This window comes from Acinetobacter sp. NS-4, from assembly GCF_037402435.1.
Classification (GTDB): Bacteria; Pseudomonadota; Gammaproteobacteria; order Pseudomonadales; family Moraxellaceae; genus Acinetobacter.
On the sequence record NZ_JBBEUE010000020.1, the window covers coordinates 38,708 to 63,067 of the forward strand.

The 24,360-nt window shown below is 42.0% G+C and carries 25 protein-coding genes and 1 pseudogene; 16 read left to right on the forward strand and 10 right to left on the reverse strand.

Annotated elements, in window-relative coordinates:
- Window positions 1-35: 35 nt before the first annotated feature.
- The 10 genes from WAE57_RS13655 to WAE57_RS13700 all read left to right on the forward strand — a co-directional run bounded on the left by WAE57_RS13655 (window position 36) and on the right by WAE57_RS13700 (window position 8,248).
- The gene (locus tag WAE57_RS13655; RefSeq protein ID WP_086176478.1) at window positions 36-875 is read left to right on the forward strand and encodes a zinc ABC transporter substrate-binding protein; all 840 of its coding nucleotides are present in this window, start codon (window positions 36-38) and stop codon (window positions 873-875) included.
- Between the two features lie 170 nt (window positions 876-1,045).
- The gene (locus tag WAE57_RS13660) at window positions 1,046-1,438 is read left to right on the forward strand and encodes an ATP synthase subunit I (protein WP_086176477.1); all 393 of its coding nucleotides are present in this window, start codon (window positions 1,046-1,048) and stop codon (window positions 1,436-1,438) included.
- A 111-nt stretch (window positions 1,439-1,549) separates the two neighbouring features.
- Complete coding sequence (gene atpB, locus WAE57_RS13665; RefSeq protein WP_086176476.1) at window positions 1,550-2,425, forward strand: F0F1 ATP synthase subunit A; 876 nt, start codon at window positions 1,550-1,552, stop codon at window positions 2,423-2,425.
- Between the two features lie 82 nt (window positions 2,426-2,507).
- Entirely contained in the window at window positions 2,508-2,753 is a 246-nt protein-coding gene (atpE, locus tag WAE57_RS13670) for a F0F1 ATP synthase subunit C (RefSeq protein ID WP_000424060.1), read from the forward strand.
- A gap of 38 nt (window positions 2,754-2,791) precedes the next feature.
- Entirely contained in the window at window positions 2,792-3,262 is a 471-nt protein-coding gene (locus tag WAE57_RS13675) for a F0F1 ATP synthase subunit B (protein ID WP_086200323.1), read from the forward strand.
- Window positions 3,263-3,274: 12 nt separating this feature from the next.
- Window positions 3,275-3,811: a F0F1 ATP synthase subunit delta gene (locus tag WAE57_RS13680; RefSeq protein WP_086176474.1), complete on the forward strand. Its 537-nt coding sequence runs from the start codon at window positions 3,275-3,277 to the stop codon at window positions 3,809-3,811.
- 63 nt (window positions 3,812-3,874) lie between these two features.
- Entirely contained in the window at window positions 3,875-5,419 is a 1,545-nt protein-coding gene (gene atpA / locus WAE57_RS13685) for a F0F1 ATP synthase subunit alpha (RefSeq protein WP_337710996.1), read from the forward strand.
- Between the two features lie 89 nt (window positions 5,420-5,508).
- Window positions 5,509-6,378 (forward strand): F0F1 ATP synthase subunit gamma, encoded by an 870-nt coding sequence (atpG, locus tag WAE57_RS13690; RefSeq protein WP_086176472.1) that lies wholly within the window; start codon window positions 5,509-5,511, stop codon window positions 6,376-6,378.
- A gap of 29 nt (window positions 6,379-6,407) precedes the next feature.
- A complete protein-coding gene (gene atpD, locus WAE57_RS13695; protein WP_086176471.1) occupies window positions 6,408-7,802 on the forward strand; it encodes a F0F1 ATP synthase subunit beta in 1,395 nt (464 codons plus the stop codon).
- A gap of 26 nt (window positions 7,803-7,828) precedes the next feature.
- Window positions 7,829-8,248 (forward strand): F0F1 ATP synthase subunit epsilon, encoded by a 420-nt coding sequence (locus WAE57_RS13700; RefSeq protein ID WP_086176470.1) that lies wholly within the window; start codon window positions 7,829-7,831, stop codon window positions 8,246-8,248.
- A 792-nt stretch (window positions 8,249-9,040) separates the two neighbouring features.
- Here WAE57_RS13700 and WAE57_RS13705 read toward each other — a convergent pair.
- Complete coding sequence (locus tag WAE57_RS13705; RefSeq protein ID WP_337710997.1) at window positions 9,041-9,985, reverse strand: hypothetical protein; 945 nt, start codon at window positions 9,983-9,985, stop codon at window positions 9,041-9,043.
- 285 nt (window positions 9,986-10,270) lie between these two features.
- On the opposite strand from WAE57_RS13705, the gene WAE57_RS13710 reads away from it, so the two are divergent.
- Complete coding sequence (locus tag WAE57_RS13710) at window positions 10,271-10,576, forward strand: hypothetical protein (RefSeq protein WP_337710998.1); 306 nt, start codon at window positions 10,271-10,273, stop codon at window positions 10,574-10,576.
- A 5-nt stretch (window positions 10,577-10,581) separates the two neighbouring features.
- Here the strand turns inward: WAE57_RS13710 and WAE57_RS13715 are convergent, their stop codons facing one another.
- Both WAE57_RS13715 and WAE57_RS13720 read right to left on the reverse strand, forming a co-directional pair.
- Window positions 10,582-11,025 carry an AAA family ATPase gene (locus WAE57_RS13715; protein ID WP_337710999.1) on the reverse strand — a complete coding sequence of 148 codons (444 nt, stop codon included), beginning with the start codon at window positions 11,023-11,025 and terminating at the stop codon, window positions 10,582-10,584.
- Between the two features lie 36 nt (window positions 11,026-11,061).
- Window positions 11,062-11,698: pseudogene (locus WAE57_RS13720) on the reverse strand (pirin-like C-terminal cupin domain-containing protein).
- Window positions 11,699-11,929: 231 nt separating this feature from the next.
- On the opposite strand from WAE57_RS13720, the gene adhP reads away from it, so the two are divergent.
- Window positions 11,930-12,964, forward strand: coding sequence for an alcohol dehydrogenase AdhP (gene adhP, locus WAE57_RS13725; RefSeq protein WP_337711000.1), 1,035 nt, complete (start codon window positions 11,930-11,932; stop codon window positions 12,962-12,964).
- 74 nt (window positions 12,965-13,038) lie between these two features.
- Here adhP and WAE57_RS13730 read toward each other — a convergent pair whose 3' ends face one another.
- The 4 genes from WAE57_RS13730 to WAE57_RS13745 form a co-directional block, all read right to left on the reverse strand.
- Entirely contained in the window at window positions 13,039-13,641 is a 603-nt protein-coding gene (locus tag WAE57_RS13730) for a hypothetical protein (RefSeq protein ID WP_337711001.1), read from the reverse strand.
- Window positions 13,642-14,136: 495 nt separating this feature from the next.
- A complete protein-coding gene (locus WAE57_RS13735; RefSeq protein WP_237787633.1) occupies window positions 14,137-14,682 on the reverse strand; it encodes a glutathione peroxidase in 546 nt (181 codons plus the stop codon).
- A 156-nt stretch (window positions 14,683-14,838) separates the two neighbouring features.
- A complete protein-coding gene (locus tag WAE57_RS13740) occupies window positions 14,839-15,405 on the reverse strand; it encodes a hypothetical protein (RefSeq protein ID WP_337711002.1) in 567 nt (188 codons plus the stop codon).
- A gap of 201 nt (window positions 15,406-15,606) precedes the next feature.
- On the reverse strand, window positions 15,607-16,359 hold the full coding sequence (locus tag WAE57_RS13745) for an AraC family transcriptional regulator (protein WP_337711003.1): 753 nt from the start codon (window positions 16,357-16,359) through the stop codon (window positions 15,607-15,609).
- Between the two features lie 186 nt (window positions 16,360-16,545).
- On the opposite strand from WAE57_RS13745, the gene WAE57_RS13750 reads away from it, so the two are divergent.
- Window positions 16,546-17,463 (forward strand): DMT family transporter, encoded by a 918-nt coding sequence (locus WAE57_RS13750; protein ID WP_337711004.1) that lies wholly within the window; start codon window positions 16,546-16,548, stop codon window positions 17,461-17,463.
- Between the two features lie 422 nt (window positions 17,464-17,885).
- Here WAE57_RS13750 and WAE57_RS13755 read toward each other — a convergent pair whose 3' ends face one another.
- The 3 genes from WAE57_RS13755 to WAE57_RS13765 all read right to left on the reverse strand — a co-directional run bounded on the left by WAE57_RS13755 (window position 17,886) and on the right by WAE57_RS13765 (window position 20,883).
- Window positions 17,886-18,455 (reverse strand): Sua5/YciO/YrdC/YwlC family protein, encoded by a 570-nt coding sequence (locus WAE57_RS13755; RefSeq protein ID WP_337711005.1) that lies wholly within the window; start codon window positions 18,453-18,455, stop codon window positions 17,886-17,888.
- Between the two features lie 44 nt (window positions 18,456-18,499).
- Window positions 18,500-19,645 carry a DNA-processing protein DprA gene (gene dprA, locus WAE57_RS13760; RefSeq protein WP_337711006.1) on the reverse strand — a complete coding sequence of 382 codons (1,146 nt, stop codon included), beginning with the start codon at window positions 19,643-19,645 and terminating at the stop codon, window positions 18,500-18,502.
- Between the two features lie 83 nt (window positions 19,646-19,728).
- Window positions 19,729-20,883: a LysM peptidoglycan-binding domain-containing protein gene (locus WAE57_RS13765; RefSeq protein WP_337711007.1), complete on the reverse strand. Its 1,155-nt coding sequence runs from the start codon at window positions 20,881-20,883 to the stop codon at window positions 19,729-19,731.
- 119 nt (window positions 20,884-21,002) lie between these two features.
- Between WAE57_RS13765 and def the strand changes: the two genes are divergently transcribed.
- The 3 genes from def (at window position 21,003) to WAE57_RS13780 (ending at window position 24,133) form a co-directional block, all read left to right on the forward strand.
- Window positions 21,003-21,533, forward strand: coding sequence for a peptide deformylase (gene def / locus WAE57_RS13770; RefSeq protein WP_086176456.1), 531 nt, complete (start codon window positions 21,003-21,005; stop codon window positions 21,531-21,533).
- Between the two features lie 93 nt (window positions 21,534-21,626).
- A complete protein-coding gene (locus WAE57_RS13775; protein ID WP_337711008.1) occupies window positions 21,627-22,049 on the forward strand; it encodes a DUF2946 family protein in 423 nt (140 codons plus the stop codon).
- Between the two features lie 71 nt (window positions 22,050-22,120).
- Complete coding sequence (locus WAE57_RS13780) at window positions 22,121-24,133, forward strand: TonB-dependent copper receptor (RefSeq protein WP_337711009.1); 2,013 nt, start codon at window positions 22,121-22,123, stop codon at window positions 24,131-24,133.
- The last annotated feature ends 227 nt before the right edge of the window (window positions 24,134-24,360 follow it).

A 24,360-nucleotide genomic window follows, 5' to 3' on the forward strand; every position in this document is an offset into this window, starting at 1 on the left:
TTATAACACTTATTGAACATTTGGTGATCTTCTTCATGTCCCGTTTCTTTGCATTTTGTGCCCTGGCCTTATTGAGTAGCTTTGGCTGGTCGCAAAATCTGGTGGTCTCTACACATCCAATTTATCTGATTGCTCAGGAAGTGACTCAAGGTATAGAGAAGCCTGTGCTTTTGTTGGGAGATCAGTCTGGACATGACATTACCCTGACTCCGGCGCATCGCAAAGCCATTCTGGATGCCTCTTTGGTGATCTGGCTAGGTAAGGCACATGAAGCCCCATTGAATAAACTGTTGTCTGATAATCCCAAAGCGATTGCGATTTTAGATTCTGGTATTGTGCAAACGCTGCCTCAGCGTACTACCCGTGGTGTGGCGTTGAACAATACGGTCGATACGCATGTGTGGCTCGATCCCAACAATGCGGTGCGCATCGGCTTTTTTATTGCAGCCTTGCGTTCACAACAATTTCCTGAACATAAAGATGCCTACTGGGCCAATGCCAAACGCTTTGCACAAGAAATGTTGCTGAGTGCACAACAATACAATAGCCAGACTACAGCCAAACCTTACTGGTCATATCATGATGCGTATCAGTATCTGGAACGTGCTTTAAACCTGAAGTTTGCCGGTGCATTGACCGATGATCCGCATGTGGCACCTACACTGGCCCAAATTAAATATTTAAATGACAGCCGACCAAGTCGCAATATGTGCCTTTTGGCAGAAGGTCATGCCAGCAAAAACCAGTACCAAAAATTGAATCCGATTACCTTCCAAGCGGTCGATGAAAGCATGGGCAGGGAAGGGGACTTTGTGCTGGCGTGGAAGAAACTGGCCGATCAAACATATAAATGTGTACAAAATGCACGGAAATGATGCAAAAATTAAGCAACAATTGATGAGTTCGAAAGCGGTTTATGTAATTAAAAAATCCGACTTAGGTCGGGAAAAGATTGCATGTTCAGGGGTGTAACTCTATAATGCCTGCGATTAAAAACGATCATCAGCTAAACTTGTCAAGCATGATTGCTGTGAGTGAATAAATAATGAGCCGAACTAGTCGAATGATTGACCGACGATTAGCGAAAGCTTTAGTCATCTTACAAGCATGCATGATCCCTGTTTCAGCCTTGATAGCGTGGGTCGTGAAAGACTCAACTGCAGCTTACAGTGCCGCACTTGGTGCGTTGGTGTGTTGGCTTGCAAGTTGTTATTTTTCCTGGCAATCGTTTCGAGCTGCAGGTGCGCGAGCTTCAAAACAGGTTCTTTCGAACATGTATAGAGGCTTGATGGGCAAATTTGCAATTGTGATTGTTGGTTTCATTTTAATTTTAAGCAATGTTAAACCGTTGTCAGCGGTGGCATTGTTTTGTGGATTTATACTTGTTCAGACGATGACGTGGGTCGCACCTTTTTGGGCGTCACGACTCCAGAAATGAGTTTAAACACAACAAAAAATTGAAAAGTTTTTTAGGAGAAGAACGAGATATCAGGCAGCACGCGATGTTCGTTCTCTCTATTTAGTATTTGACATTGACCAGGTGTGATTTATGGCTGCTGAAGAACATGCCCTTACTTCGACCGAGTACATCAAGCATCACTTGACCAATTTAACCTATGGCAAAATGCCGGATGGTTCTTGGAAATTGGCTGAGACTGCTGATGAAGCTCAACAGATGGGGTTCACTGCTATTCACTTGGATTCAATGGGTTGGTCTATCACTCTCGGTGTGGTTTTCTGTTTGTTGTTCTGGTTAGTAGCGAAAGCTGCAAATGCTGGTGTTCCTACCAAGTTCCAGTCTGCAATCGAAATGATCATCGAGTTTGTTGACTCAAGTGTCCGCGACACTTTCCATGGCAAATCACGCTTAATTGCGCCTTTAGCCCTCACAATTTTTGTGTGGATTTTCCTCATGAACGCGATGGATTTACTACCAGTAGATTTCATCCCGCATCTTGCAGGAATTATTGGTTCAAACGTATTTGGTATGGACCCGCACCACGTTTACTTCAAGATCGTTCCATCTACTGACCCTAACGTTACCCTTGGTATGTCATTGTCGGTATTTGTACTTATCTTGTTCTATAGCATTCGTGAAAAGGGCATCGGCGGTTTCGTCGGCGAGTTAGCACTCAACCCATTTAACCCAAGTAACCCAGTTGCAAAAGCGTTGCTCATTCCAGTGAACTTGATTCTGGAACTCGTAACATTCCTTGCACGTCCAGTTTCATTGGCTCTACGACTTTTCGGTAACATGTATGCAGGTGAGTTAATCTTCATCCTCATCGCGTTATTACCGTTCTGGATCCAGTGGGCGTTGTCTGTGCCTTGGGCGATCTTCCACATTCTTGTTATTACGTTACAAGCGTTCATTTTTATGATGCTGACTATCGTATACTTGAGTATGGCTAGCGAAAAACATTAATGGTATTGCCTGACTGTCAACCGATGGTTGGGCTTAATTTTTTACTTTAATTTGGTATATACCTAACCTCTGAGGAATTATCATGGAACTCACTTTAGGTCTAGTTGCAATTGCATCTGCTATCTTGATCGCTTTTGGTGCTTTAGGTACTGCGATTGGTTTTGGTCTTTTAGGCGGCCGTTTCCTTGAAGCTGTAGCTCGTCAACCAGAATTGGCTCCACAACTTCAAACTCGTATGTTCTTAATCGCGGGTCTTCTTGATGCTGTGCCTATGATCGGTGTTGGTATTGGCTTGTTCTTCATCTTCGCTAATCCATTTGTAGGTTAATCAGCTTAATTCCTAAATTAAACCATTGAGGAATAGCAATGAATATCAACCTCACATTGATTGGCCAAGCGATTGCATTTGCGATTTTCGTCGCATTCTGCATGAAGTTTGTATGGCCACCACTAATCAATGCGATTAGTGAGCGTCAGCGTAAAATCGCTGATGGCTTAAACGCTGCTGAAAAAGCGAAAGCTGACCTTGCCGATGCGCAAGCTCAAGTGAAAGCTGAATTAGACGCAGCTAAAGCACAAGCGGCTCAATTGATCGAACAAGCGAACCGTCGCGGTGCGCAATTGGTAGAAGAAGCGCGTACTCAAGCAGCTGCTGAAGGTGAGCGTATTCGTCAACAGGCTAAAGAAGCTGTTGATACTGAAATCAATGCTGCCCGCGAAGAATTACGTCAACAAGTTGCTGCTCTTGCAGTTACTGGCGCAGAAAAAATTCTGACCCAGCAAGTTGACGCAGAAGCTCACAATGCCATGCTGACTCAGCTGGCTGCTAAACTTTAAGAGAGGCGGATTATGGCTGAACTCTTGACGTTGGCACGCCCATACGCTAAAGCAGCATTTGCTTACGCTTCTGAGCAAGGTGCAACTGACTCTTGGTCAAATGCATTGAATTTGCTCAGTGCTGCGGTGCAAGATGAAGCATTTTCAGCTTACTTAAATCGCCCTGAGCTTACTCCTGCAGAGCAGGTAAGTGTTTTTGCCAAAGTTTTAGGTGAAGATCAAACCGCAGCAGTGTCAAACTTTTTGACATTGCTTGCTGAAAACAACCGTTTGGAACTTCTTCCTGAAATTGCGACAGAATACGAACAGCTCAAATCACAGAATAACAACACTGTGGATGTAGTGATTGAATCTGCATTCCCATTGTCTTCTACACAAGAACAAGTACTTGCAGATGCGTTGAAAAAACGCTTTAACGCTGCGGTAAATGTTTCTGTAGAAGTTAAACCAGAACTAATTGCTGGTGTAGTTATTCGTGCAGGCGACCAAGTGATAGATGATTCTGCGCTTAACAAGCTTGAAAAAATGCGGACTCGTCTTCTTGCGTAATTATTTATAAAAAATTACTGCGTAAAAGAAGACTGAACTTTAAAAAGATTGAGGTATAGCGCAATGCAACAACTGAATCCATCCGAGATCAGTGCGCTCATTAAACAGCGTATCGGCGATCTGGACACCAGCGCGACCGCTAAGAACGAAGGGACCATTGTTATGGTTTCCGACGGTATTGTGCGTATTCACGGCCTTGCTGATGCAATGTACGGTGAAATGATCGAATTCGACGGCGGCTTATTTGGTATGGCACTGAACCTAGAACAGGATTCAGTGGGCGTCGTTGTTTTAGGTAACTACTTAAACCTTCAAGAAGGTCAAAAAGCTCGTTGCACAGGTCGTGTATTAGAAGTTCCGGTTGGTCCAGAACTTTTAGGCCGTGTAGTAGATGCTTTGGGTAACCCGATTGATGGTAAAGGCCCTATTGATGCAAAATTAACTGATGCTGTTGAAAAAGTAGCACCAGGTGTAATTTGGCGTCAATCAGTGGATCAACCTGTACAAACTGGTTATAAATCAGTAGATACAATGATCCCAGTAGGCCGTGGTCAACGTGAGTTGATCATTGGTGACCGTCAAACTGGTAAAACAGCAATGGCGATCGATGCGATCATCGCTCAGAAAAACTCTGGCATTAAATGTGTATACGTAGCAATTGGTCAAAAACAATCGACTATCGCTAACGTAGTACGCAAGCTAGAAGAAACTGGCGCTATGGCGTATACAACTGTTGTAGCAGCAGCTGCAGCTGATCCAGCAGCAATGCTGTATCTAGCTCCGTACTCTGGCTGTACAATGGGCGAATACTTCCGTGACCGCGGTGAAGACGCGTTAATCATTTATGATGACTTGTCTAAACAAGCTGTTGCGTATCGTCAAATTTCATTGCTTTTACGCCGTCCACCAGGTCGTGAAGCGTATCCAGGTGACGTATTCTATCTTCATAGTCGTCTACTTGAACGTGCTTCTCGTGTATCTGCTGACTACGTTGAGAAATTCACTAACGGTGAAGTTAAAGGCCAAACTGGTTCATTAACTGCATTGCCGATTATTGAAACTCAAGCGGGTGACGTATCTGCATTCGTACCAACCAACGTAATTTCGATTACTGATGGTCAGATCTTCCTTGAAACATCATTGTTCAACGCGGGTATTCGTCCTGCTGTGAACGCGGGTATCTCTGTATCTCGTGTTGGTGGTTCTGCGCAAACTAAGATCATCAAAAAATTGTCTGGTGGTATCCGTACCGCTTTGGCTCAATATCGTGAACTTGCAGCGTTCGCTCAGTTTGCTTCTGACCTTGATGAAGCAACTCGTAAGCAACTTGAACACGGTCAACGCGTAACTGAATTAATGAAGCAAAAACAATATGCTCCATATTCAATCGCTGACCAAGCTGTTTCAATTTACGCATCTAACGAAGGCTACATGGCTGACGTAGAAGTGAAGAAAATCGTTGCATTTGATGCTGCGTTAGTTTCTTACTTCCGTTCAGAACAAGCTGCGTTAATGCAAAAAATTGACGAGACTGGTGCTTGGGATAAAGATATCGAAGCAACATTCAAAGCAGGTATTGAAAGCTTTAAAGCGACTCAAACTTACTAAGTTTCAACTTTGTTGAATTTAGTGTTGGTTTGGTTCACGGAATCAACCTTCGGAAGCTCGAAAGAGCTTTCGAATACTAGGTTAAGCGTATGGCAAATTTAAAAGAAATTCGCGCCAAAGTAGCTAGTATCAAGAGCACGCAAAAGATTACTCGCGCGATGCAAATGGTAGCAGCTTCTAAGATGCGTCGTGCGCAAGAGCGCATGGCTCAAGGCCGTCCGTATGCCGAAAATATGCACCGTGTAATTGCTCATTTGGTACAAGCGAACCCTGAATACAAACACCGTTATATGGTTGAACGTCCTGTTAAGCGCGTTGGCTATATCATTGTGTCTTCAGATCGTGGCCTTGCTGGTGGTTTGAACATTAACCTGTTCAAGAAAGTGGTAAAACACGTTCAACAGCAACAAGAGCAGTCAATTGAAGTTCAATTTGCTTTGATTGGTCAAAAAGCGGTTTCGTTTTTTAAAAACTACGGCGGTAAAGTGCTGGGTGCGACTACAAACGTAGGTGATGCGCCGAGTCTTGAACAGTTAACTGGTTCTGTGCAAGTGATGTTGGATGCTTATGATAAAGGCGAGTTAGATCGTATTTATCTAGTGTCAAATGGCTTTGTTAACGCCATGACTCAAAATCAAAAGATCGAACAACTTGTTCCTTTAGCAGCTGCTGAAGAAAACGATGGTCTAAACCGTCAATACGGTTGGGACTACATCTATGAGCCAGAAGCTGAAGAGCTGTTAAATGGCTTATTGGTTCGTTACATCGAGTCTATGGTTTATCAAGGCGTGATTGAAAACATCGCGTGTGAGCAGTCTGCCCGTATGGTTGCAATGAAAGCTGCAACTGACAACGCAGGCGACCTCATCAAGAGCCTACAACTTATTTATAACAAGCTGCGTCAAGCCGCGATTACTCAGGAAATTTCTGAGATCGTTGGTGGTGCCGCTGCCGTTTAACATTATTAGTTTGAATTGAGGAGACAGCAATGAGTAGCGGTCGTATCATTCAGATCATCGGCGCGGTTATCGACGTCGAGTTTGAACGTAATAGCGTTCCTAAGATCTATGACGCTCTCCAAGTTGACGGTACTGAAACTACTTTAGAAGTTCAGCAACAACTTGGTGATGGTGTAGTTCGTACCATCGCAATGGGTTCTACTGAAGGCCTTAAACGTGGTCTTAACGTAACTAACACTGGCGCGCCTATCTCTGTACCTGTAGGTACAGCATGTTTAGGTCGTATTATGGACGTTCTTGGTCGCCCTATCGACGAAGCTGGTCCAGTTGCGACTGAAGCGCGTTTGCCAATTCACCGTCAAGCACCTTCTTATGCTGAACAAGCAGCTTCTACTGACCTTTTAGAAACTGGTATTAAAGTAATTGACTTACTTTGCCCGTTTGCTAAAGGTGGTAAAGTTGGTCTGTTCGGTGGTGCCGGTGTTGGTAAAACTGTAAACATGATGGAATTGATCAACAACATCGCTAAAGCTCACTCAGGTTTATCTGTGTTTGCTGGTGTTGGTGAACGTACTCGTGAAGGTAACGACTTCTATCACGAGATGAAAGATTCTAACGTTCTTGACAAAGTAGCAATGGTCTACGGTCAGATGAATGAGCCACCGGGTAACCGTTTACGCGTAGCGTTAACTGGTTTGACCATGGCTGAATACTTCCGTGACGAAAAAGATGAAAACGGTAAAGGCCGTGACGTATTGTTGTTCGTAGACAACATTTACCGTTACACATTGGCTGGTACCGAAGTATCTGCACTTCTAGGTCGTATGCCATCTGCAGTAGGTTACCAACCGACTCTTGCAGAAGAGATGGGTGTTCTTCAAGAACGTATTACCTCTACTAAGTCTGGTTCGATTACATCTATCCAAGCGGTATATGTACCTGCCGATGACTTAACAGATCCATCGCCTGCAACTACCTTCGCTCACTTGGACGCAACTGTAGTATTGAGCCGTGACATCGCATCTTCTGGTATTTACCCAGCGATCGATCCACTTGACTCTACTTCACGTCAGTTAGATCCATTAGTAGTGGGTACTGAGCATTACGAGATTGCTCGTTCAGTTCAAAACGTTCTTCAACGTTATAAAGAATTGAAAGACATCATCGCGATTCTTGGTATGGACGAATTGGCTGAAGAAGACAAACTTACTGTATACCGTGCACGTAAGATCCAACGTTTCTTCTCTCAACCGTTCCACGTAGCTGAAGTGTTTACTGGTGCTCCTGGTAAACTTGTACCGCTTAAAGAAACAATTCGTGGCTTTAAAGGTCTTCTAGCTGGTGAATACGACCACATTCCAGAACAAGCGTTCTACATGGTTGGTGGTATTGACGAAGTTATTGCTAAAGCTGAGAAACTTTAATTAGTTACCTAATTTAGGAGATTCTCATGTCAACTATGCAATGTGACGTTGTAAGTGTTAAAGAGTCTTTGTACTCAGGCACTGTAACTATGCTAATTGCTAAAGGTGCTGGCGGTGAGTTGGGTATTATGCCTGGCCATGCTCCGCTGGTAACTTTGCTCAAGCCGGGCGCAATCCGCGTTCTGCTTGAAAACGGTACAGAAGAATTAATCTATGTATCTGGTGGTGTACTTGAAGTTCAACCGCATGTTGTTACGGTTCTTGCAGATACTGCAGTCCGTGCAGAAAACTTAGATGAAGCTGCAATTATTGAAGCACGTAAAAATGCTGAACAATTGCTTGCGAATCAAAAGAGCGACTTGGACTCTGCTGCTGCATTGGCTGCTCTTGCAGAAACTGCTGCACAGCTGGAAACGATCCGCAAAATCAAAAACCGCGCTCAATAAGAGACGGTTCGAGATTGAAAAACCACCCGAAAGGGTGGTTTTTTTATATATAAAATAATGTATATTCAAAACAAATAATTAGTAAAAAATTCAAAATGCTAAATTATATTTATATGGATGATTTGCCCTTATTTACCTATATTATTTACTTCTTCATAGGTTATGGTTTTACTCTATATTCACATAACATTGGTTTAGAAAAATTTTCTGTGAGAACACTACCATATTGGTTTTACTGTATTTTATATTTTGTTGGTAATCTAGCTATGTTAAGTGTTATGAGCTTAATGAAAACGCATCTTGGGTTATACTTTTTAGCGAATATAGTGGTGCCTTATGCTGCTTTGTGGCGATCATTTCCTGCAGAAAAATCATAAAATCAATGGAATGAGACAATGCTATTCACTTTTTTGAGTGTGTTAACTTTAGTCCTATCATTGGGTATCTGTAGTGTTTTTTTTCTTCAAAGAAAGTTTACAATTACCTTAAGCATATTATCTTTTTTATTGTGGATGGTAAGTCTTTGGTTGTGGATGAATTATTTAATGGAATTTCATCCTATCAAATAAAGGGTGTACTAAAACATCTGCCTAATAAATTCTTATGAACCTAATCGATTTTGAAATCCACTTCTGGGAACTCTATCAAGACGACACTCATTATTACTTAAGTATCGCGGTCGACATGAATTCAGTGGTATCCTGCTGGGATTTGGAGCTGACCCATTACTCATAATGTCCTGATAAAAAATTCAGCACCACTTTTTGACTGAGATTTCACTTAACCAAAAATCTAATTTTTGTCATCTGTAATAAAAGCCTGTCTGAGTTGAGCTAATAACAGATGGCTCACCTTGTCATCTTGTATCTTAATTAGTTGCTTTAATTTTTCAGCTTTTGGCGGGTCTTCCGGAACGATAATTTCTCCTCCAGATTGATCGGCATATGAAATAGGTTGAGGGTTTGCCGTGACCAGATTGGATGAAGCGGGATATTCGACATGCCAAAGCTGAGTTGAAAGCGCCATGATGTATTGATATTCATCCGTATCTGGCTGAAAACGTTTATAGAATTGTAAATCTTGCAACGCTTCTAAACGATCACCTGGGGCAGTGGAGGAAGGACTTTGCCCTTCGATAATGATCGGGTGAATTTCATGTTGCATCAAATGGTAGTCAAGCCAGTCGCCAAGCAGGCTGTGGTCAATATCTGCAACATAATCGCTGTCTTGCTGGATCAACTGTTGAAGTCGTTGCAATACGTTAATTTCTTTTTGTTGAAGCACATAACGTGCTTCAGTATCAAGTTGTTCCAACTCTGTAATAGGAAGCTCTAGAAAGCGTTGTTGCTGTTCAAAAGCATCCACAATATTGCTTTGATGGACACTATTCCATTGCTGCAAAGCATGAATTTCAAGTTGCTGAATTTCTTTAAATGCCTTGCTTCGATAGTGACTAAGCTTAATACGTTGAATATTTTGTTGATTAAATTCAATTCGTTGTTTGATGTATTCAACATAGAGGTTTGTTTGTTTGGGGCTAACCGGTTGAATAACATCAACCAATAACAATTGCTGCTGTTGGCGGTATTTGAGCCAGTCTTGAATCAGTTGAACCTCTTTTATGGGTTGAGAAAAAAATTGATTTAAGCGTGGGATAGCTTTTTCAGGCATGATGAAATGGAATGCGCCATATGTCAGGGTTGCTAAACAGACCACCACTAGAACAATTTTTTTCATTATATAAATGTGTTCTCTTTATTTGTTATTTGTACATCCTATCGTAAAAATGAGAACTGGTTAATGTTTTTCTATAAAAATATTAAATATTTATGAAAATGGAAAATTCACTATTAATTAGAATGTTTAGCTTAAAAATTTAATGAAAGTTTTGTTTAAACGAGGCTTTTTCTTCTCAATACTTTTGGATGTTTGAAAATGGGTAGTCAACAATATCTAAAGTTGCATATATTTTATCCGCACATTTTCTTAATCTAAAACAAATCATTCGCTGGCTTAGACCCTATGAACCTCATTGCCCATGAACCCCATTTCTGGGAACTTTACCAAGACGATATTCATTATTACCTCAGCATTGCGGTCGATATGAGTTCAGTGGTGTCGTGTTGGGACTTGGTCTTAATACAAGAGGAAATACAGGGTTATGAACACCGCGGTCGCGAGAGCATTCAAGAATTGGCAAAATCTCTTGTGGCTTTGGTCTATAAAGGCGATTTTTCACAAATGGAGCGCCGAGCAGTGAAACCCTATGAGCGCCAAGCCATGCAGGCAGCATTTAAAGCGTGGCAGAATAGTCAAAAAGTAGAGTAAGCGATTTATTCAGAAAGAGGGAGAATAGAAAACTCACCATTGCCGATAATTCTTATCTTAAAAATTTCGTCAAAACCTTCATTCAAATTGGGTACTTCAAGCTTTTTATGGGTGGCACGTACACCCACTTCAGGAATATTGGCTTTACCTACCCGGAGGCTATTCCGTTCTAAAGTGCTGTGCAAGTCCGTCTCAAAATAATAGCAAATCACTTCAAAGTCAGCATCTTTAGCACGCTGAATATATCGGGCACGATCATCTTGAGTCGGGTTGGTGTTATCAATCACCATCTTGGTTTTAGAGGCAAGACCTGCTTCAAAAATCATATTTTCCCGATGCCGGGTTTTCAGCATATCCAGATTAATGCGCAAATGACTATGGTGCAGATTCAGCAGGTAAAAGCTGGATTTACCTGAAGCCTGAATCCCTGTAAAAATAATCAGTTGCATGATACGCGCTACATCTTGAAGTCAGGTTTTATTAAATCATAAATCGTCCGTTTCGGGATATTCTTCTCGCTTGCCGCTTTCATAACTGGCAAAGTGAGGCTGTGTCCGTTTAAACACTGGGGCAGCACTATCCCAAGGCCAGTCGCCAAAATGGGTTTCCCGATAGCGCTTGAAGGCATCATTCAGTTCTTGTGGCGTGTTGAGGACAAAAGGTCCACGCATAGCAACGGGTTTAGCAATCGGTTCACCTTCCAGCCATAAAATCCGTGCTTCCAGTCCACCTGCTTTTAACTGGATTACCTGATCCGGTTTGAGCTCAACCAGATGTTTAAATTGAATTGCCTGAGCTTCAATCCATAGTTTGTTGCCCTGATAAAAATAGGCGAACCGGGTCGCAGTCGCAGAGCTTGCAGGAATAGTGAGTTCTGCGTGTGGCTCTAAACTAATCAAATAAATATTAACCTTATTTTCACTGGCCGCAGCTCAGGGATGTGGCGGGCACGACATCGCCATAGTACATATTGAACTCTTTATTTTTTGCCGCAGTTTGTGGCCCCATCTCGGCATTCGCTGCTGGAAAATGATCAATATGATGGGCAGTAACGGTAAACGGATCTTTCAGATCAAGACGGAATTCAACCGGAACAATCGAGAGTATGGACAAGTCGTTCATGCGCGATATCCTGAAATCAAGTTTTTGTTTTTATGAGCAATAGATGAATAAGCAACTTATTTGATGACTTTGAAGCTGGGTTGAAAAATGGTCTATAGCTGAACTGTAAGATGCATCAACATGAGTGAATTTGCTACAAATTAGCAACTATGGAGTTATTTATTCTTCTTTATAGTAGAACCAGCTTATTAAAAAAGCGATCTCAATATGTGTCATATGGAGAGAGTAAATATGGCAACAACAATGAAAGCAGCAGTGGTGACTGCATTTGGTCAGCCGCTGGAAATACAAGATGTTGAAATTCCTAAAATCAGTCCCGGCAAAGTGCTGGTGAAGATTATTGCCACAGGTGTTTGTCATACCGATCTGCATGCCATGCATGGGGATTGGCCAGTGAAACCGACTTTGCCTTTTATTCCTGGACATGAAGGTGTAGGTGAAGTCATCGAAGTAGGTGAGGGCATTGAGCATTTAAAGGTCGGTGATATTGTCGGTGTTCCATGGCTGTATTCAGCTTGTGGGCATTGTGATCATTGTTATGCAGGTTGGGAAACCCTGTGCAAGAAACAACAAAATTCAGGTTATTCAGTCAATGGAAGTTTTGCCGAATATTGTCTGGCAGATGGCGATTATGTCGGGGTGATTCCTGAAGGTGTCGATCTGCTGGAAATCGCCCCGATTCTATGCGCGGGTGTAACGGTCTATAAAGGCTTGAAAATGACTGAAGCCAAAACCGGTGATTGGATGGCCATTTCCGGTATTGGTGGCCTAGGGCATGTAGCCGTTCAATATGCCAAAACCATGGGCTTTAATGTGGTGGCGATTGATGTAGATGACACTAAACTTGATTTGGCAAAAAGCTTGGGTGCAGATGTTGGATTAAATGCGCTTAAAGTCGATGTGAAAGAACAAGTATTGAAAGCCACTGGTGGTGAGGGTTGTCATGGTGTTTTAGTCACCGCCGTCTCTCCGAAAGCATTTGAACAAGCCGTTGCCATCGTCCGACGTGGCGGAACCATGGTCTTGAACGGTTTGCCACCCGGAACATTCGATTTGTCTATTTTTAATATGGTGCTGGAAGGTATTACCGTACGTGGTTCTATCGTCGGAACACGTTTAGATTTGAAAGAAGCACTGGATATTGCTGCTCGTGGCAAAGTCAAAGCCCATATTCATGTCGAACCCCTCGAAAACATCAATGATATTTTTGAGCGGATGGAGCATGGCAAAATTGACGGTCGTATTGTGATTGATATGAAACTTTAATCTGCCAACAGAATCAGACCACTTCAGCACAACTGAATTGGTCTGTCTCTGATGCGTCTATCTTTAGGTAGAGACTAGCTTTTTTGAGCATCTTTATCCTGACTGTCAGGAATCATCATGCTGGCAAGCTTGACCATTTCCAGCTGGATATTACCCATCTGTTTTTCAATTTTCTTGAAATCGACCTGAGCCAAGTTGATTTCTCCATTGAGCAAGGGAGTTGCGAGTACTTGCTGGTTGGCCTGCAGCAAATCTTGGCGAATGGACTCAATTTCCTGACTTTTTAAGTTCAGGCTACTCAGTGCCTGATTAAATCCGGTCAGTTGCTGTTTCAAGGTATCGGCACTGTCTTGAAGCTGTGTCTGATCTTTATCCTCAATGGCTGTTTGTAAATCAGTCTGGGTTTGTTTGAGCTGCTCGACATAATCACCCGCTTTCAACTGCATATCGGCCACATCACGAACGATATAAAACATGTTGCCACTTTTCAGTTCGGCTTTTGGCGTTGCGGTTGATTCGGTGCTTAATTCCTGAGCGTCCTGTTCAGATACTTCGCTTGATTGTGAAGTGTGGGCTTCTGTTGAGTCAGGAGTATTGGCTTGCTCACAACCAATCAATATAAGGCCCGCACTAAACATCACAAAAGGAGAAACCACATTTTGGATGAATTTTTTCATAACCAATTCAGATCTTTATTTCAGTAAAGATGAATATAAGGCTGAAATGTGTAGAAAAAACTGATTGTTGCAAAGCGATAACAAATTTATTTTCAGCTATTCAAAAAGAGTGCCGAAGCACTCTTTTTTCACCGAGATTGTTGAGCATTAACCGCGAATGATTTTAATGATGTTATGGTTCATTACGTTGGTTAATACATAGTCGCCATTCACTTTAATCCATTGCTGGTGCAGCAACCAAAGCAGTAGATAAGGATAAAACGATTGTTTTTACTCGAGTATTCATACTTCACCTTTTAATCATGGCGGTTTGTTTATGAGTTGATCATAGTTCTAAGTTGTTGATAAATATGGGATGGATTGTTGTTGAATGATTAAAATCATGAAAGAAAAATGAAGAGCAGAATTTTTTATTTTAATTAGTTAAACTTTTGTTTTTAAATGAAAAATATAAGCACCTACAGGCTGTGTAGATGCTTACATTACTGTTACAAATTACTTGCCGAGTTCAGCATTAATCGCCTCAACAATACGCGGATCATCTGCCTTGATGTCTGGCGCAAAGCGGGCAATCACTTCACCTTTTTTATTAATCAGGAATTTTTCAAAGTTCCACAGCACTTCAGGTTTAGGATTAGGTGTTAAGCCATAATCGACCAAGTCTTCCCACCAGGGACCTTCACCAATACGTTCAGGAATGGCTTGGGTCAAGGTCTGGTAAAGCGGGTGTTTATCTTCACCCGCCACTGAGATTTTAGAAAATAGCGGAAAATCGACCTGATAATTCAAAGAGCAGAACTCCTGGATTTCTGCATCTGAGCCCGGTTCCTGGGCCAAGAAATTATTGGCAGGAAAGCCTAAAATCTCTAGTCCTTGGTCTTTCTTTTCTTTATACAGCTTTTGTAGGCCTTCATATTGCGGGGTTAAACCACATTTAGATGCCACATTCACCAAGAGCAATACTTTGCCTGCATATTGATTTAACGTAGTGTCCTGTCCGGCAATGGTTTTGACGGGAATGTCATAAACAGATTGGCTCATGAGAAAGTCCTTAAATATTTGAATGTGAACTACTGCTTTGTTTTAAAGCTTATTCTGCATGCCGACAAGTCTTTATTGATATGAAGATATCAATATTCATTCATAGCTGAATTAAAAAACAGGTCAATCGACCTGTTTTTGGGTATTCGGCAGAGCTTATGGGGCTGTTTTTGCTGGGGCAGTTTTGACCTGGTTTTGCAGTGCCTGCATTTCAGTCATTAACTCTTTCTGCAATTGAGCGGCACGGTTCTGTAATTCCGTCACTTTTTGCTTATCCGGTGAGCTTTCAAGACTGGTTTCTGCCAGCGCTATGCCTAAATTATTTGATTCTTTGATTTTGTCACGAACAACATTCACTTCGCTACTTTTCAGTTTTAAGGCATCAAGTTCTTGATTAAATTTATTAATATAGGTTTTCATCTGTGCCACAGTGCTGGTTAAAGCAGCTTTGTCACCTTTTTGCGCTGCCTGATAGGCTTTATTTTGCAGATCCGTAGCCTCTTGGGAGTTCTTGTTGGAGAGCATCTGGATTTGATCTAAATCACTTTTAATATCAGCTGAATTATTCGAGCTAAGGCTAGCTGTGACCGGTTGAGTGGTGGTTGAGGTTGAGGTGGTTACTGTGCTGGTTGCTGATGATGCGGGTGCTTCATTTGTTTTTTTATCACAGGCCGTTAATGCCAGAGTAGCCATACACAGTGAAGCCAGTAATGATTTTTTCATATCGCATCCTTATAGATCCAATGAAAACATCAGATCTAAATATTAAAACAAACATTAAAAACGTTAAAAATATAGTTTAGACTCGATTCAACAGAGTGTTGTGATCAAAATGGCATAGGATGTTGACTGGTGACTAGGGCGTTTTTGTTGTTAAGCTGCTGCAAATTGCAAAAAGAGTTATTTATTTAATAACATAAAGGATTAGATATCGCGCAGTTGTGCAGGGGTTTGTTCGGTATAACGCTTAAAGAATTCAATAAAACTGGAACTGTGCTGATACCCCAATTCATAGGCCAGTTTTTTCACTGTTTTGCCTTGGCGAATCTGTGTGATCGCATACAAAATTTTAGCCCGATTGCGCCATTCAGATAAACTCAATTGTAATTCCTGCTGGCTTAAACGCAGTAAATGTCGTTCGCTGATGGATGAGTCTCTGATGAGTTGTTGCAAGCTTTTCTGAAATAGTTCTGGATTGGCCAATTGCTGTAATAGTGGCTGTAGCAAAACATGATGGCTTTGCGGTAAATAATGTTCATAGGCAGGTGCAGTTTTTAGTTGATCGAATAACACCTGTAATAAATTACGATAATGCAGCGTGCTTATGCCTTGCTGTTTTTGTTCCAGGATTTCATGTACCAGATGCCGAAGAAAGGGGCGAATGCTTAAAGTTTTGGTGCAAGCAGCAAAATACTCACATAGACAAGGATGCACACGAATACAGACATAATGTGTAATTTGTTCATCCAGTGCGATCGAGGCATGTGCGGTTTGTGGAGGAAGCCACAGACCATAGTTGGGAGGCGACAGATATCTTTGTCCTTCTATTTCATACTCCAGAATACCGTTCAGGCTAAAATTAAAATCACCCCATAAAGAACTGTGTGGTGCCACAATTTCATCTTTTTGATAAAAGAAGTCATTCACTTCTATATAGTGCTCAATATGCTTCAGCATATGAATATCCTTGTGTTCATTTTTTTATTTGTAGAGTGATCATTGAAAGACTTGGAAAGTTATTTAAATAGCCACAATCCGGTCAGTCAGTGTCTGTAGCTCAATACTGATGTCTGAAATTCGATATTCTAATTATTTCAGACTTCAGTAAAAATGAATACGGGATATTCAGGCGCTGGAAAGGGTATGACACAGCAACACAACAAGACAGTAGGGTGGGCGATCGCTTTGCCCTTGCTGGCAGTCTTAATTTGGTCGATGAACATTACCGTAACCCGCTATGTAGCGGACTATATTTCACCCGTCAGTATCAGTTTTTATCGCTGGCTGGTGGCTTTTGTAATCTTAACCCCGTTTATGCTGAGCAAGGTCTGGCGTGAACGGCAGCTGGTTTTGGCACACTGGAAACAGCTTGCCGTTCTTGGTGCTTTTGGAATGGTACTGTATCAAGGTCTGGGTTATAGCGCAGCGCATTATACCACTGCCACCAACATGGGCATTATCAATGCCTTCATTCCGGTGTTTACCATCTTTGTGTCCATGTTTATGCTGAAGGACATTCCAAACCGCTTTGCTGTTATAGGTAGCATTCTGTCTTTTGCAGGTTTGCTCTATGTCATGGCGCAGGGAAATTTTAGCCATTTGGTGCAATCAGGTGGACATCTGGGTGATCTCATGATGGTACTGGCAGTCTTTTTTTACGCGTTTTATGGGGTTTTCCTGAAAAAATGGCAGCTCCAGATTCCCTTGCTGATTAGCCTCTATGTGCAGATTATTTTTGCCCTGCTTTACCATTTGCCTTTTGTGTTATGGCTGGGCTTGGATGGCATTAATCCACAGAATCTGGGCAGTGTGCTGTATGCCGGTATTTTCCCATCTTTGATTGCACCACTGGTCTGGATGTTAGCGGTACAGATGATCGGACCGAATCGCACCAGTATTTTTATGAATTTAATGCCAGTCTGTACGGCTATTATTGCCAATCTGTGGTTAGGTGAAGCATGGACCATGTATCACAGCATCGGTGGTATGATCATTTTATTGGGTATTTTATTGGCTCAAAAGAAAGATCGGGTGGTAACAACAGCAAAATTAAATGCCTAAACGCAAAAACAACCGATTAAAAAACAGACAAATAAACTGGTTTTATCACTAATTTTTATGAAAATAAAGTCTGAGTCGTAGTTTTAAAAAAGTATTTAAAATGGATGTTTAGCTAAAAGATAATTAAAAAATAGTGAGATAATTTAAATTATTAATAAAAAATGATAAATATTTGATAGTTTTTAGCTGTCTTTTAAGATAAATAATATATTTGTATAAAGAAATTAATTATTACATAATATTTATATCGTGAATGTTTAAGTTATTCTTAACAATCTTTAAACCTTCACAACCAGATTTACATACCCTCTGGATGTGATTTATGCACATCCTTTTTATGCTCAACCGTCCCTATATGGTTGAGCTTTTTTTTGCCTGAAAATTAGCTCAGTCCCTTATTTATTACATAGCAATGACCCGCATTAAGCGCGGATCACTTCACCTGTTTCAGCATCAATAATACGGCTGGGTTCTTTGCTTAGACCCAAATCACCATTCAAATAATTGACCTGACTGGAAAAATATTGGTTGGCTTCTTGCAAAGAGCGGGCGGGATTTTCCCCGGCAGGATTGGCACTGGTTGAGACAATAAAACCGTTAAAGGCATTGCATAGTGCAACGCATAAGGGGTGTGTGGTGACTCGTACCGCCACTTTGGGATGGTTGCCTTTAATCCATGCAGGAATATGATCGCCTGCCGGTAACAACCAGGTGGTTGCGCGTTCAGTCGGAGAGCGATGACTCCAGGAATCAATCACTTTTTGACGCATTTCTGCAGTCAGTGGTTCTAACAGATGTTCTACCTGCGCAATTTGCGCTGCCAGTAAAATAACCCCTTTTTCAATGGGACGTTGCTTTAAACGTAAAATCTCCAGGAACGCTTGTTCATTAAAAGGATCACAGCCTAAGCCCCAAACTGCCTCTGTGGGATATGCTAAAACATGTCCTTGTTTTAAACATTGAGCAGCTTCGGCAACAGAGGTGGTAATCATCAGATTTTTTTCCCTTCATATTTGTTAAAGGGCTATTGTGAACCTTATTTGCCTGGACGACAACGTAGATACAAGCCTGCCTGTTGGGTACACAAGCCAAGGAGCTCCAGTTCCATCAGTTGGCTGGTCAGTGTGGCAACGTCTAAATGCTGCTGAATGACCAGCTCATCCAGATGTTGTCCCATCCAGTCCAACTGGTTATACAAAATACTTAAATGCGCTGGCAGTACGGGTTGAATATTTAAAGGTGCGATTTTACTGGCTTGTTCGCTATGCTGTTGAGTTTGCCATTGAGTCGGTAGAGCCAGATCTTCAATCACCTGTTCAGGATGATCCACTAAAATGGCACCTTCACGAATCAGCTGATGGCAGCCTTGATGGTGCTCACTATAAATATGACCGGGAATGGCAAAGATAGATTTACCCTGTTCGGCTGCCCATTTCGCCGTGATTAAAGAACCACTTTTCAGTGCCGCTTCTGCAACAATGACGCCGAGGCTTAAAGCACTGACAATACGGTTGCGCCGTGGAAAATGTTGCTGTAAAGGCGCGGTTCCGGGTAAAAATTCGGTAATGATGGTGCCTGAATGGTCAAGGATCTGTTGGCGTAATTGCTGATGTTGACTGGGATAGGTCTGGTCTAGTCCGGTTCCCATCACCGCAATGGTGTGATTGTGCTGCAAAGCCCCCTGATGGGCGGCTTCATCAATGCCTTGCGCCAAGCCACTATTAATATAAAAGCCTTGTTCACTAAGATAATAAGCAAAGTCATAGGCGACCTGGCGTCCGTGGTTACTGGGTTTACGACTGCCGACGATGGAAATTTGTGGTTGCAGCAGGGTTTGAGCATCTCCCTGACCAAATAGGATCGGCGGTTTGTTGCAATAAGGCAGCAGCTGGGTGGGGTAGTCAGGATGGTCGAATGTGAGAATAAAATCGCTATCTTTTTGAATCAGGGCAACACAATGCTGGAATTGCAGCTGTGATTCAGGAAGATGAAAATCTCGCAGGCGTTGAATATGGTTTTTATGAATGCCAAGCTTTTGCCACGTTTCAATTTGATCAGGCTGTGTTGCCTCGGCTAGATGGGTATAGTGTTGCTTGATTTTATAAAAGCTGGTGATTGAGTGCTGCACCAAAAACCATACGCGAATGTAATCCAGCTGCAAGGAGCTTAATGAACTGAGCATAACGAGACCTTTAATTGTGTCTTCTTTTTATTATTTGAAAATAAAATGAGGCTGAATTTCAGCCTCATTTTTAGATTTAGGGATTATTCATCCATCAGTGGCGGCTGAATGCCAGCACCGACTTTAATCGGTAATTCGCTATCCAGTACATAGGCATAACTCAGGTTATCAAAGCTCTTGAATACCATAATGTTACCAATGCGCTGTCCAGGGAGCTGAACGCGTTCTTTGGTTTTTGGATCAGTAACGACTTCACCTTTCTGGTTCACCGACAATACCTGTCCAGTTTGAACACCCTGCAAGCTACCACGGTCAATGGTAACAACACTGTGTTTTGCAGCTGTACCAATTGAGCCCATCACGCGAACAACTTGACCACCGGCAACCACATCTTCAGCATTGGTCGGGTAGAACACAGTTGGCAGCATTGGATCATATTCAGGCAGTACACGGTCGCCACGACGAACTTCAGAATTATAAGTATCTGTCAGTTCTAGGGTAGTAATGTCATTTTCGCCACGTACCGCAACACCAGATGCAACCTGAGTCAATTCAAGACCGGCATTATATTTTTTGCCTTTTGCATCGGTAAACATATACGGTTCACCTTCATGGTAAACGGCATAGCGTTGACCGACTTCCAGGCCATTGCCACGTGCATAAACGGTTTGACCTTGAGCAGCCAGAACGCGTTGGTCAGCAGTTCCTACAATGTACGGCGTACCTGTAACTGATTCAGGTGCCACAATAGTGCTGCGTTCTAGCCATTGCTTGATGTATTCCAGTGGAATCACAGGAATGGCATTGTTGAGTGATTCAACCCGAACCTGAGGTTGTAATTTGGTACCACCGGTATAACGACGGATAATGCCTTCACAGCCATCACCTTCATCTTTACCGATGATCGGTTTGCCATTATAAGTACACATGAGAAGGCGGTCGCCCGGGAAAATCCAGTGTGGATTTTTCACATGCTTATTGCTGGCCCAAATTTCAGGCCAACGCACCGGATTCTTCAAAAATCTTTTGGAAATATCCCATAAAGTATCGCCTTTTTTCACCACATAAACTTGTGGGGCTCCGGCTTTTAATGCAGGTGGATTGATATTACGGGCAGGTGCTGCTTCAGCAATGCTGACCATGCCGGCCCCAACACTTACACATACGGCAAGTGCCAATAATTGTTTTTTAAACCCCAAGGCACTAAAAGTTGGCATGCCCTTCAAAACCTTTTTCATTATCATAATTCCTAAAATTATGTATGTAGTTGCGTTATAATAACGATATTACACACATTTTTTTGATGAAGCATTCCTTCATTTTGTTTTTTGATCAATGGCATAAGTGAGGACACCGTATGGCCTTATTACCTATTTTAAGTTTCCCGGATCCCCGTCTTCGTACCATTGCTAAACCAGTCGAAGAAGTCACTGATGAAATTCGTCAGCTCGCAGCCGATATGTTTGAAACCATGTATGAAGCCCCAGGTATTGGTTTGGCTGCCACACAGGTGGATCGTCATATTCAGCTGATTGTCATGGATTTATCTGAAAACAAAGATCAACCCATGGTCTTTATTAACCCCAAAGTCACGCCATTAACTGAAGAAACTCAGCCTTATGAAGAAGGCTGCCTGTCAGTGCCTCAAATATACGATAAAGTTGAGCGTCCGTCACGTGTAAAAATCGAGGCAATTAACCTTGAGGGTCAATCCTTTGAGATGGAAGTGGATGAACTTCTCGCTGTTTGCATTCAACATGAAATGGATCACTTAAATGGCAAATTGTTTGTCGATTATTTATCGCCTTTAAAACGTCAACGTGCACGTGAAAAAGTAGAAAAAGTGGTGCGTCAGCGTCAAAAAGAAAAAGTTGCAGTGAAACGCTAATCCTTACGACTTCTGGATTAAAGAGTTCAAAAAAAAGCCCAATTCAAATTGGGCTTTGTTATACTTGCCTGCGACAAATTCTAGGGTTTGCCTATGGTTCTGCGGGGTGGACTGCTACTCTCGTTTCTAGCAGTATTTTTACAGATTGCTGTGTTTTTGCAGCCTTTATTACCGAAGCAATATCAGATTGCTCCGGTCTGTGAAACTATTACCCGTGCATTATTACAAAAACCAATTTCTTACCCATTTTCTGTTTCCGGACATTCTCATCAGCTTCATCAAGATCATCAACACTCACAGCATGCAGAACATGAGCATCATGATGCCCATCATCAATGTCAGTACTGTACAGTCTATGGCAATCTGGTGTTGCCGCCTGAGCTTGAAGTCAAGGAAGTTTTAGACCGTATTCAAGTGCGTTTACTGGCCTTCCAAAAGACCTTTGGTCATGTCTGGTTTGTCTTACAACGACTCTTTTTAATCCCCCAAGGGCGAGCCCCGCCACTATTTGCATAAATCCACATTGATTTTGCTTGGGTCTTGATTGACTTAGGCCGTGTTTAATTTATGAATTCAGTGAGATAAAAATGGCTCAGCCTAAATTTTATTTACAGCCGCTTACGGCTGCGATTTGTGTTGCATGTTATTCAGCTTCAGCCTTTGCTGAGCAGCAAACAGCAATCGTGCAAACTTTAGCGCCCATTGTGGCCACAGCTCATCAGGGTAATGATGCCAATGGTTTGATTGTGCATGCCGATCCAAAACAACCTATCCAGCCGATTCCAGCCAGTGATGGTGCTGACTATTTACAAAGTATTGTCGGTTTTAGTGCGGTCAATAGTGGGGCAGGCACCAATGGGGATGTTACTTTCCGTGGCATGTTTGGTTCGCGGATTAAAATTTTAACTGATGGCACGGAAAACCTCGGGGCATGTCCAAGTCGTATGGATTCACCGACTTCGTATATTTCACCAGAAAGTTATGACCGCATTTCGGTCATTAAAGGGCCACAAACGGTTCAATATGCCAATACCGGTTCGGCTGCGACGGTAATCTTTGAGCGTGGCCCGGAAACTGAATTAACAGCTGAAAAAAATTATCGTGGTCAGGCCAGTGTGCTGCTCGGTTCTTATGGTCGTCTGGATCAGAATGTGGAAACCGCCGTTGGCGATGAGCAGAAATACGTTCGCCTGAATGCCAATCGTTCGGTATCTGACAGTTATAAAGATGGGGACGGAAATACAGTTCCTTCAGACTGGGAACGCTGGAATGCAGATGTCGCTTTAGGTTGGATACAGGATGAAAATACCTGGATCGAGCTGACGGGTGGTAAAGCTGATGGTGAAGCGGTGTATGCTGGCCGTGATATGGATGGCTCTAAATTTGCCCGGGAAAGTCTAGGCTTGCGATTTGAGAAAAAGAATATCAGTGATGTGATTAAAAAAGTTGAAGGGCAAATCAATTACAACTTTAACGATCATGTCATGGATAACTATAGCTTACGTGATGTTCCTGAAGCAGATAAGTCTATGAATGTCACGCGCCGTACGCTTAATACACGTTTTGCGATGACCAGTGAATGGGATAAGTTTCAACTTGTATCGGGTGTGGATTCACAGCAAAACCATCATGCTGGCGGGATGAGTTCAGCCATGATGAAGATGCCAGTGATAACCGATATGAAATTTAATTCCTATGGTGCATTCGGTGAATTAAGCTATCGGTTGAATGAGCAACATAAATTGCTGGGTGGTGTACGAGTTGATGATGTGAGTGTGGAAAAACTGGCAAAAGGGGTGAAGCGTACCGAAACCGTACCAAGCGCTTTTCTGCGTATAGAAAGCCAGCATCCAGATCATAATGTCAAAAGCTATCTTGGACTTGGTTATGTTGAGCGTATGCCAGATTATTGGGAGCTTTTTAAAACAGATTATGAAGGTACTATGCATACCTTTAAACGTTTAGATACAGAAAAGACCTTACAACTAGATTTAGGCTATCAACATCAGCATGGTGCATTGAATTCATGGGTATCAGCTTATGCAGGATTAATTAAGGATTTTATCCTGATGACTTATGATCCAGCCAAGATGCCAAGCATGATGGTCAATGCGGCAGATTCACGCAATGTAGATGCTACCATTGCAGGTGCAGAAGCGGGTATGGGTTATCAATTTACCGATCATCTGCAAGCTGATGTCAGTGCGATGTATGCCTGGGGTAAAAATACCACCGATGATAAACCTTTACCGCAAATTGCACCTTTAGAAGGGCGAGTAAATCTTCGTTATATTCAGGATAAATATACACTCGGTGCATTATGGAGAGTGGTGGATGATCAAAGTCGCATTAGTCAAAATCAAGGTAATATCGTAGGTAAGGACTTTAAAGAAAGTGCAGGTTTTACAACTTTGTCCCTAAATGGCACCTATCATTTGCGTGATGGGGTGGATGTATCAGTCGGTATTGATAATGTTTTTGATAAAACCTATACCGAGCATCTAAATAAAGCTGGCAGTTCAGGTTTTGGTTTTGACAGTAATGAACAGTTTAACAATATTGGACGTAACTACTGGGCCCGGATGAGTATGAAGTTCTAATTCGGTTAGACTTAATGCAAAAAGCAGAGCTTAGACTCTGCTTTTTACGTTTTTAAATATTAAAAATATATAAATATCAATAATTTGATAATTTTTAATATTTCGAAAGAAAATAATAAACATTTTTCTTAAAATAATTTAAATATATAAAACAATCACTTATGAATTTTGTGGTTTATAAAATAAACACACAATTCAACTCATTTAAAAAAGGTGTTGCAAGCCCC

Coding starts and splice junctions, on each gene's coding strand:
- WAE57_RS13765 (WP_337711007.1), bottom strand. CDS start 20,883: ATGAAAAAGGTTTTGAAGGGCATGCCAACTTTTAGTGCCTTGGGGTTT.
- WAE57_RS13755 (WP_337711005.1), bottom strand. CDS start 18,455: ATGATTACCACCTCTGTTGCCGAAGCTGCTCAATGTTTAAAACAAGGA.
- atpG (WP_086176472.1), top strand. CDS start 5,509: ATGGCAAATTTAAAAGAAATTCGCGCCAAAGTAGCTAGTATCAAGAGC.
- WAE57_RS13700 (WP_086176470.1), top strand. CDS start 7,829: ATGTCAACTATGCAATGTGACGTTGTAAGTGTTAAAGAGTCTTTGTAC.
- WAE57_RS13710 (WP_337710998.1), top strand. CDS start 10,271: ATGAACCTCATTGCCCATGAACCCCATTTCTGGGAACTTTACCAAGAC.
- WAE57_RS13705 (WP_337710997.1), bottom strand. CDS start 9,985: ATGAAAAAAATTGTTCTAGTGGTGGTCTGTTTAGCAACCCTGACATAT.
- WAE57_RS13780 (WP_337711009.1), top strand. CDS start 22,121: ATGGCTCAGCCTAAATTTTATTTACAGCCGCTTACGGCTGCGATTTGT.
- WAE57_RS13655 (WP_086176478.1), top strand. CDS start 36: ATGTCCCGTTTCTTTGCATTTTGTGCCCTGGCCTTATTGAGTAGCTTT.
- def (WP_086176456.1), top strand. CDS start 21,003: ATGGCCTTATTACCTATTTTAAGTTTCCCGGATCCCCGTCTTCGTACC.
- dprA (WP_337711006.1), bottom strand. CDS start 19,645: ATGCTCAGTTCATTAAGCTCCTTGCAGCTGGATTACATTCGCGTATGG.
- atpB (WP_086176476.1), top strand. CDS start 1,550: ATGGCTGCTGAAGAACATGCCCTTACTTCGACCGAGTACATCAAGCAT.
- WAE57_RS13745 (WP_337711003.1), bottom strand. CDS start 16,359: ATGCTGAAGCATATTGAGCACTATATAGAAGTGAATGACTTCTTTTAT.
- WAE57_RS13675 (WP_086200323.1), top strand. CDS start 2,792: ATGAATATCAACCTCACATTGATTGGCCAAGCGATTGCATTTGCGATT.
- WAE57_RS13660 (WP_086176477.1), top strand. CDS start 1,046: ATGAGCCGAACTAGTCGAATGATTGACCGACGATTAGCGAAAGCTTTA.
- WAE57_RS13680 (WP_086176474.1), top strand. CDS start 3,275: ATGGCTGAACTCTTGACGTTGGCACGCCCATACGCTAAAGCAGCATTT.
- WAE57_RS13750 (WP_337711004.1), top strand. CDS start 16,546: ATGACACAGCAACACAACAAGACAGTAGGGTGGGCGATCGCTTTGCCC.
- atpD (WP_086176471.1), top strand. CDS start 6,408: ATGAGTAGCGGTCGTATCATTCAGATCATCGGCGCGGTTATCGACGTC.
- WAE57_RS13735 (WP_237787633.1), bottom strand. CDS start 14,682: ATGAGCCAATCTGTTTATGACATTCCCGTCAAAACCATTGCCGGACAG.
- adhP (WP_337711000.1), top strand. CDS start 11,930: ATGGCAACAACAATGAAAGCAGCAGTGGTGACTGCATTTGGTCAGCCG.
- atpE (WP_000424060.1), top strand. CDS start 2,508: ATGGAACTCACTTTAGGTCTAGTTGCAATTGCATCTGCTATCTTGATC.
- WAE57_RS13730 (WP_337711001.1), bottom strand. CDS start 13,641: ATGAAAAAATTCATCCAAAATGTGGTTTCTCCTTTTGTGATGTTTAGT.
- WAE57_RS13740 (WP_337711002.1), bottom strand. CDS start 15,405: ATGAAAAAATCATTACTGGCTTCACTGTGTATGGCTACTCTGGCATTA.
- WAE57_RS13715 (WP_337710999.1), bottom strand. CDS start 11,025: ATGCAACTGATTATTTTTACAGGGATTCAGGCTTCAGGTAAATCCAGC.
- WAE57_RS13775 (WP_337711008.1), top strand. CDS start 21,627: ATGGTTCTGCGGGGTGGACTGCTACTCTCGTTTCTAGCAGTATTTTTA.
- atpA (WP_337710996.1), top strand. CDS start 3,875: ATGCAACAACTGAATCCATCCGAGATCAGTGCGCTCATTAAACAGCGT.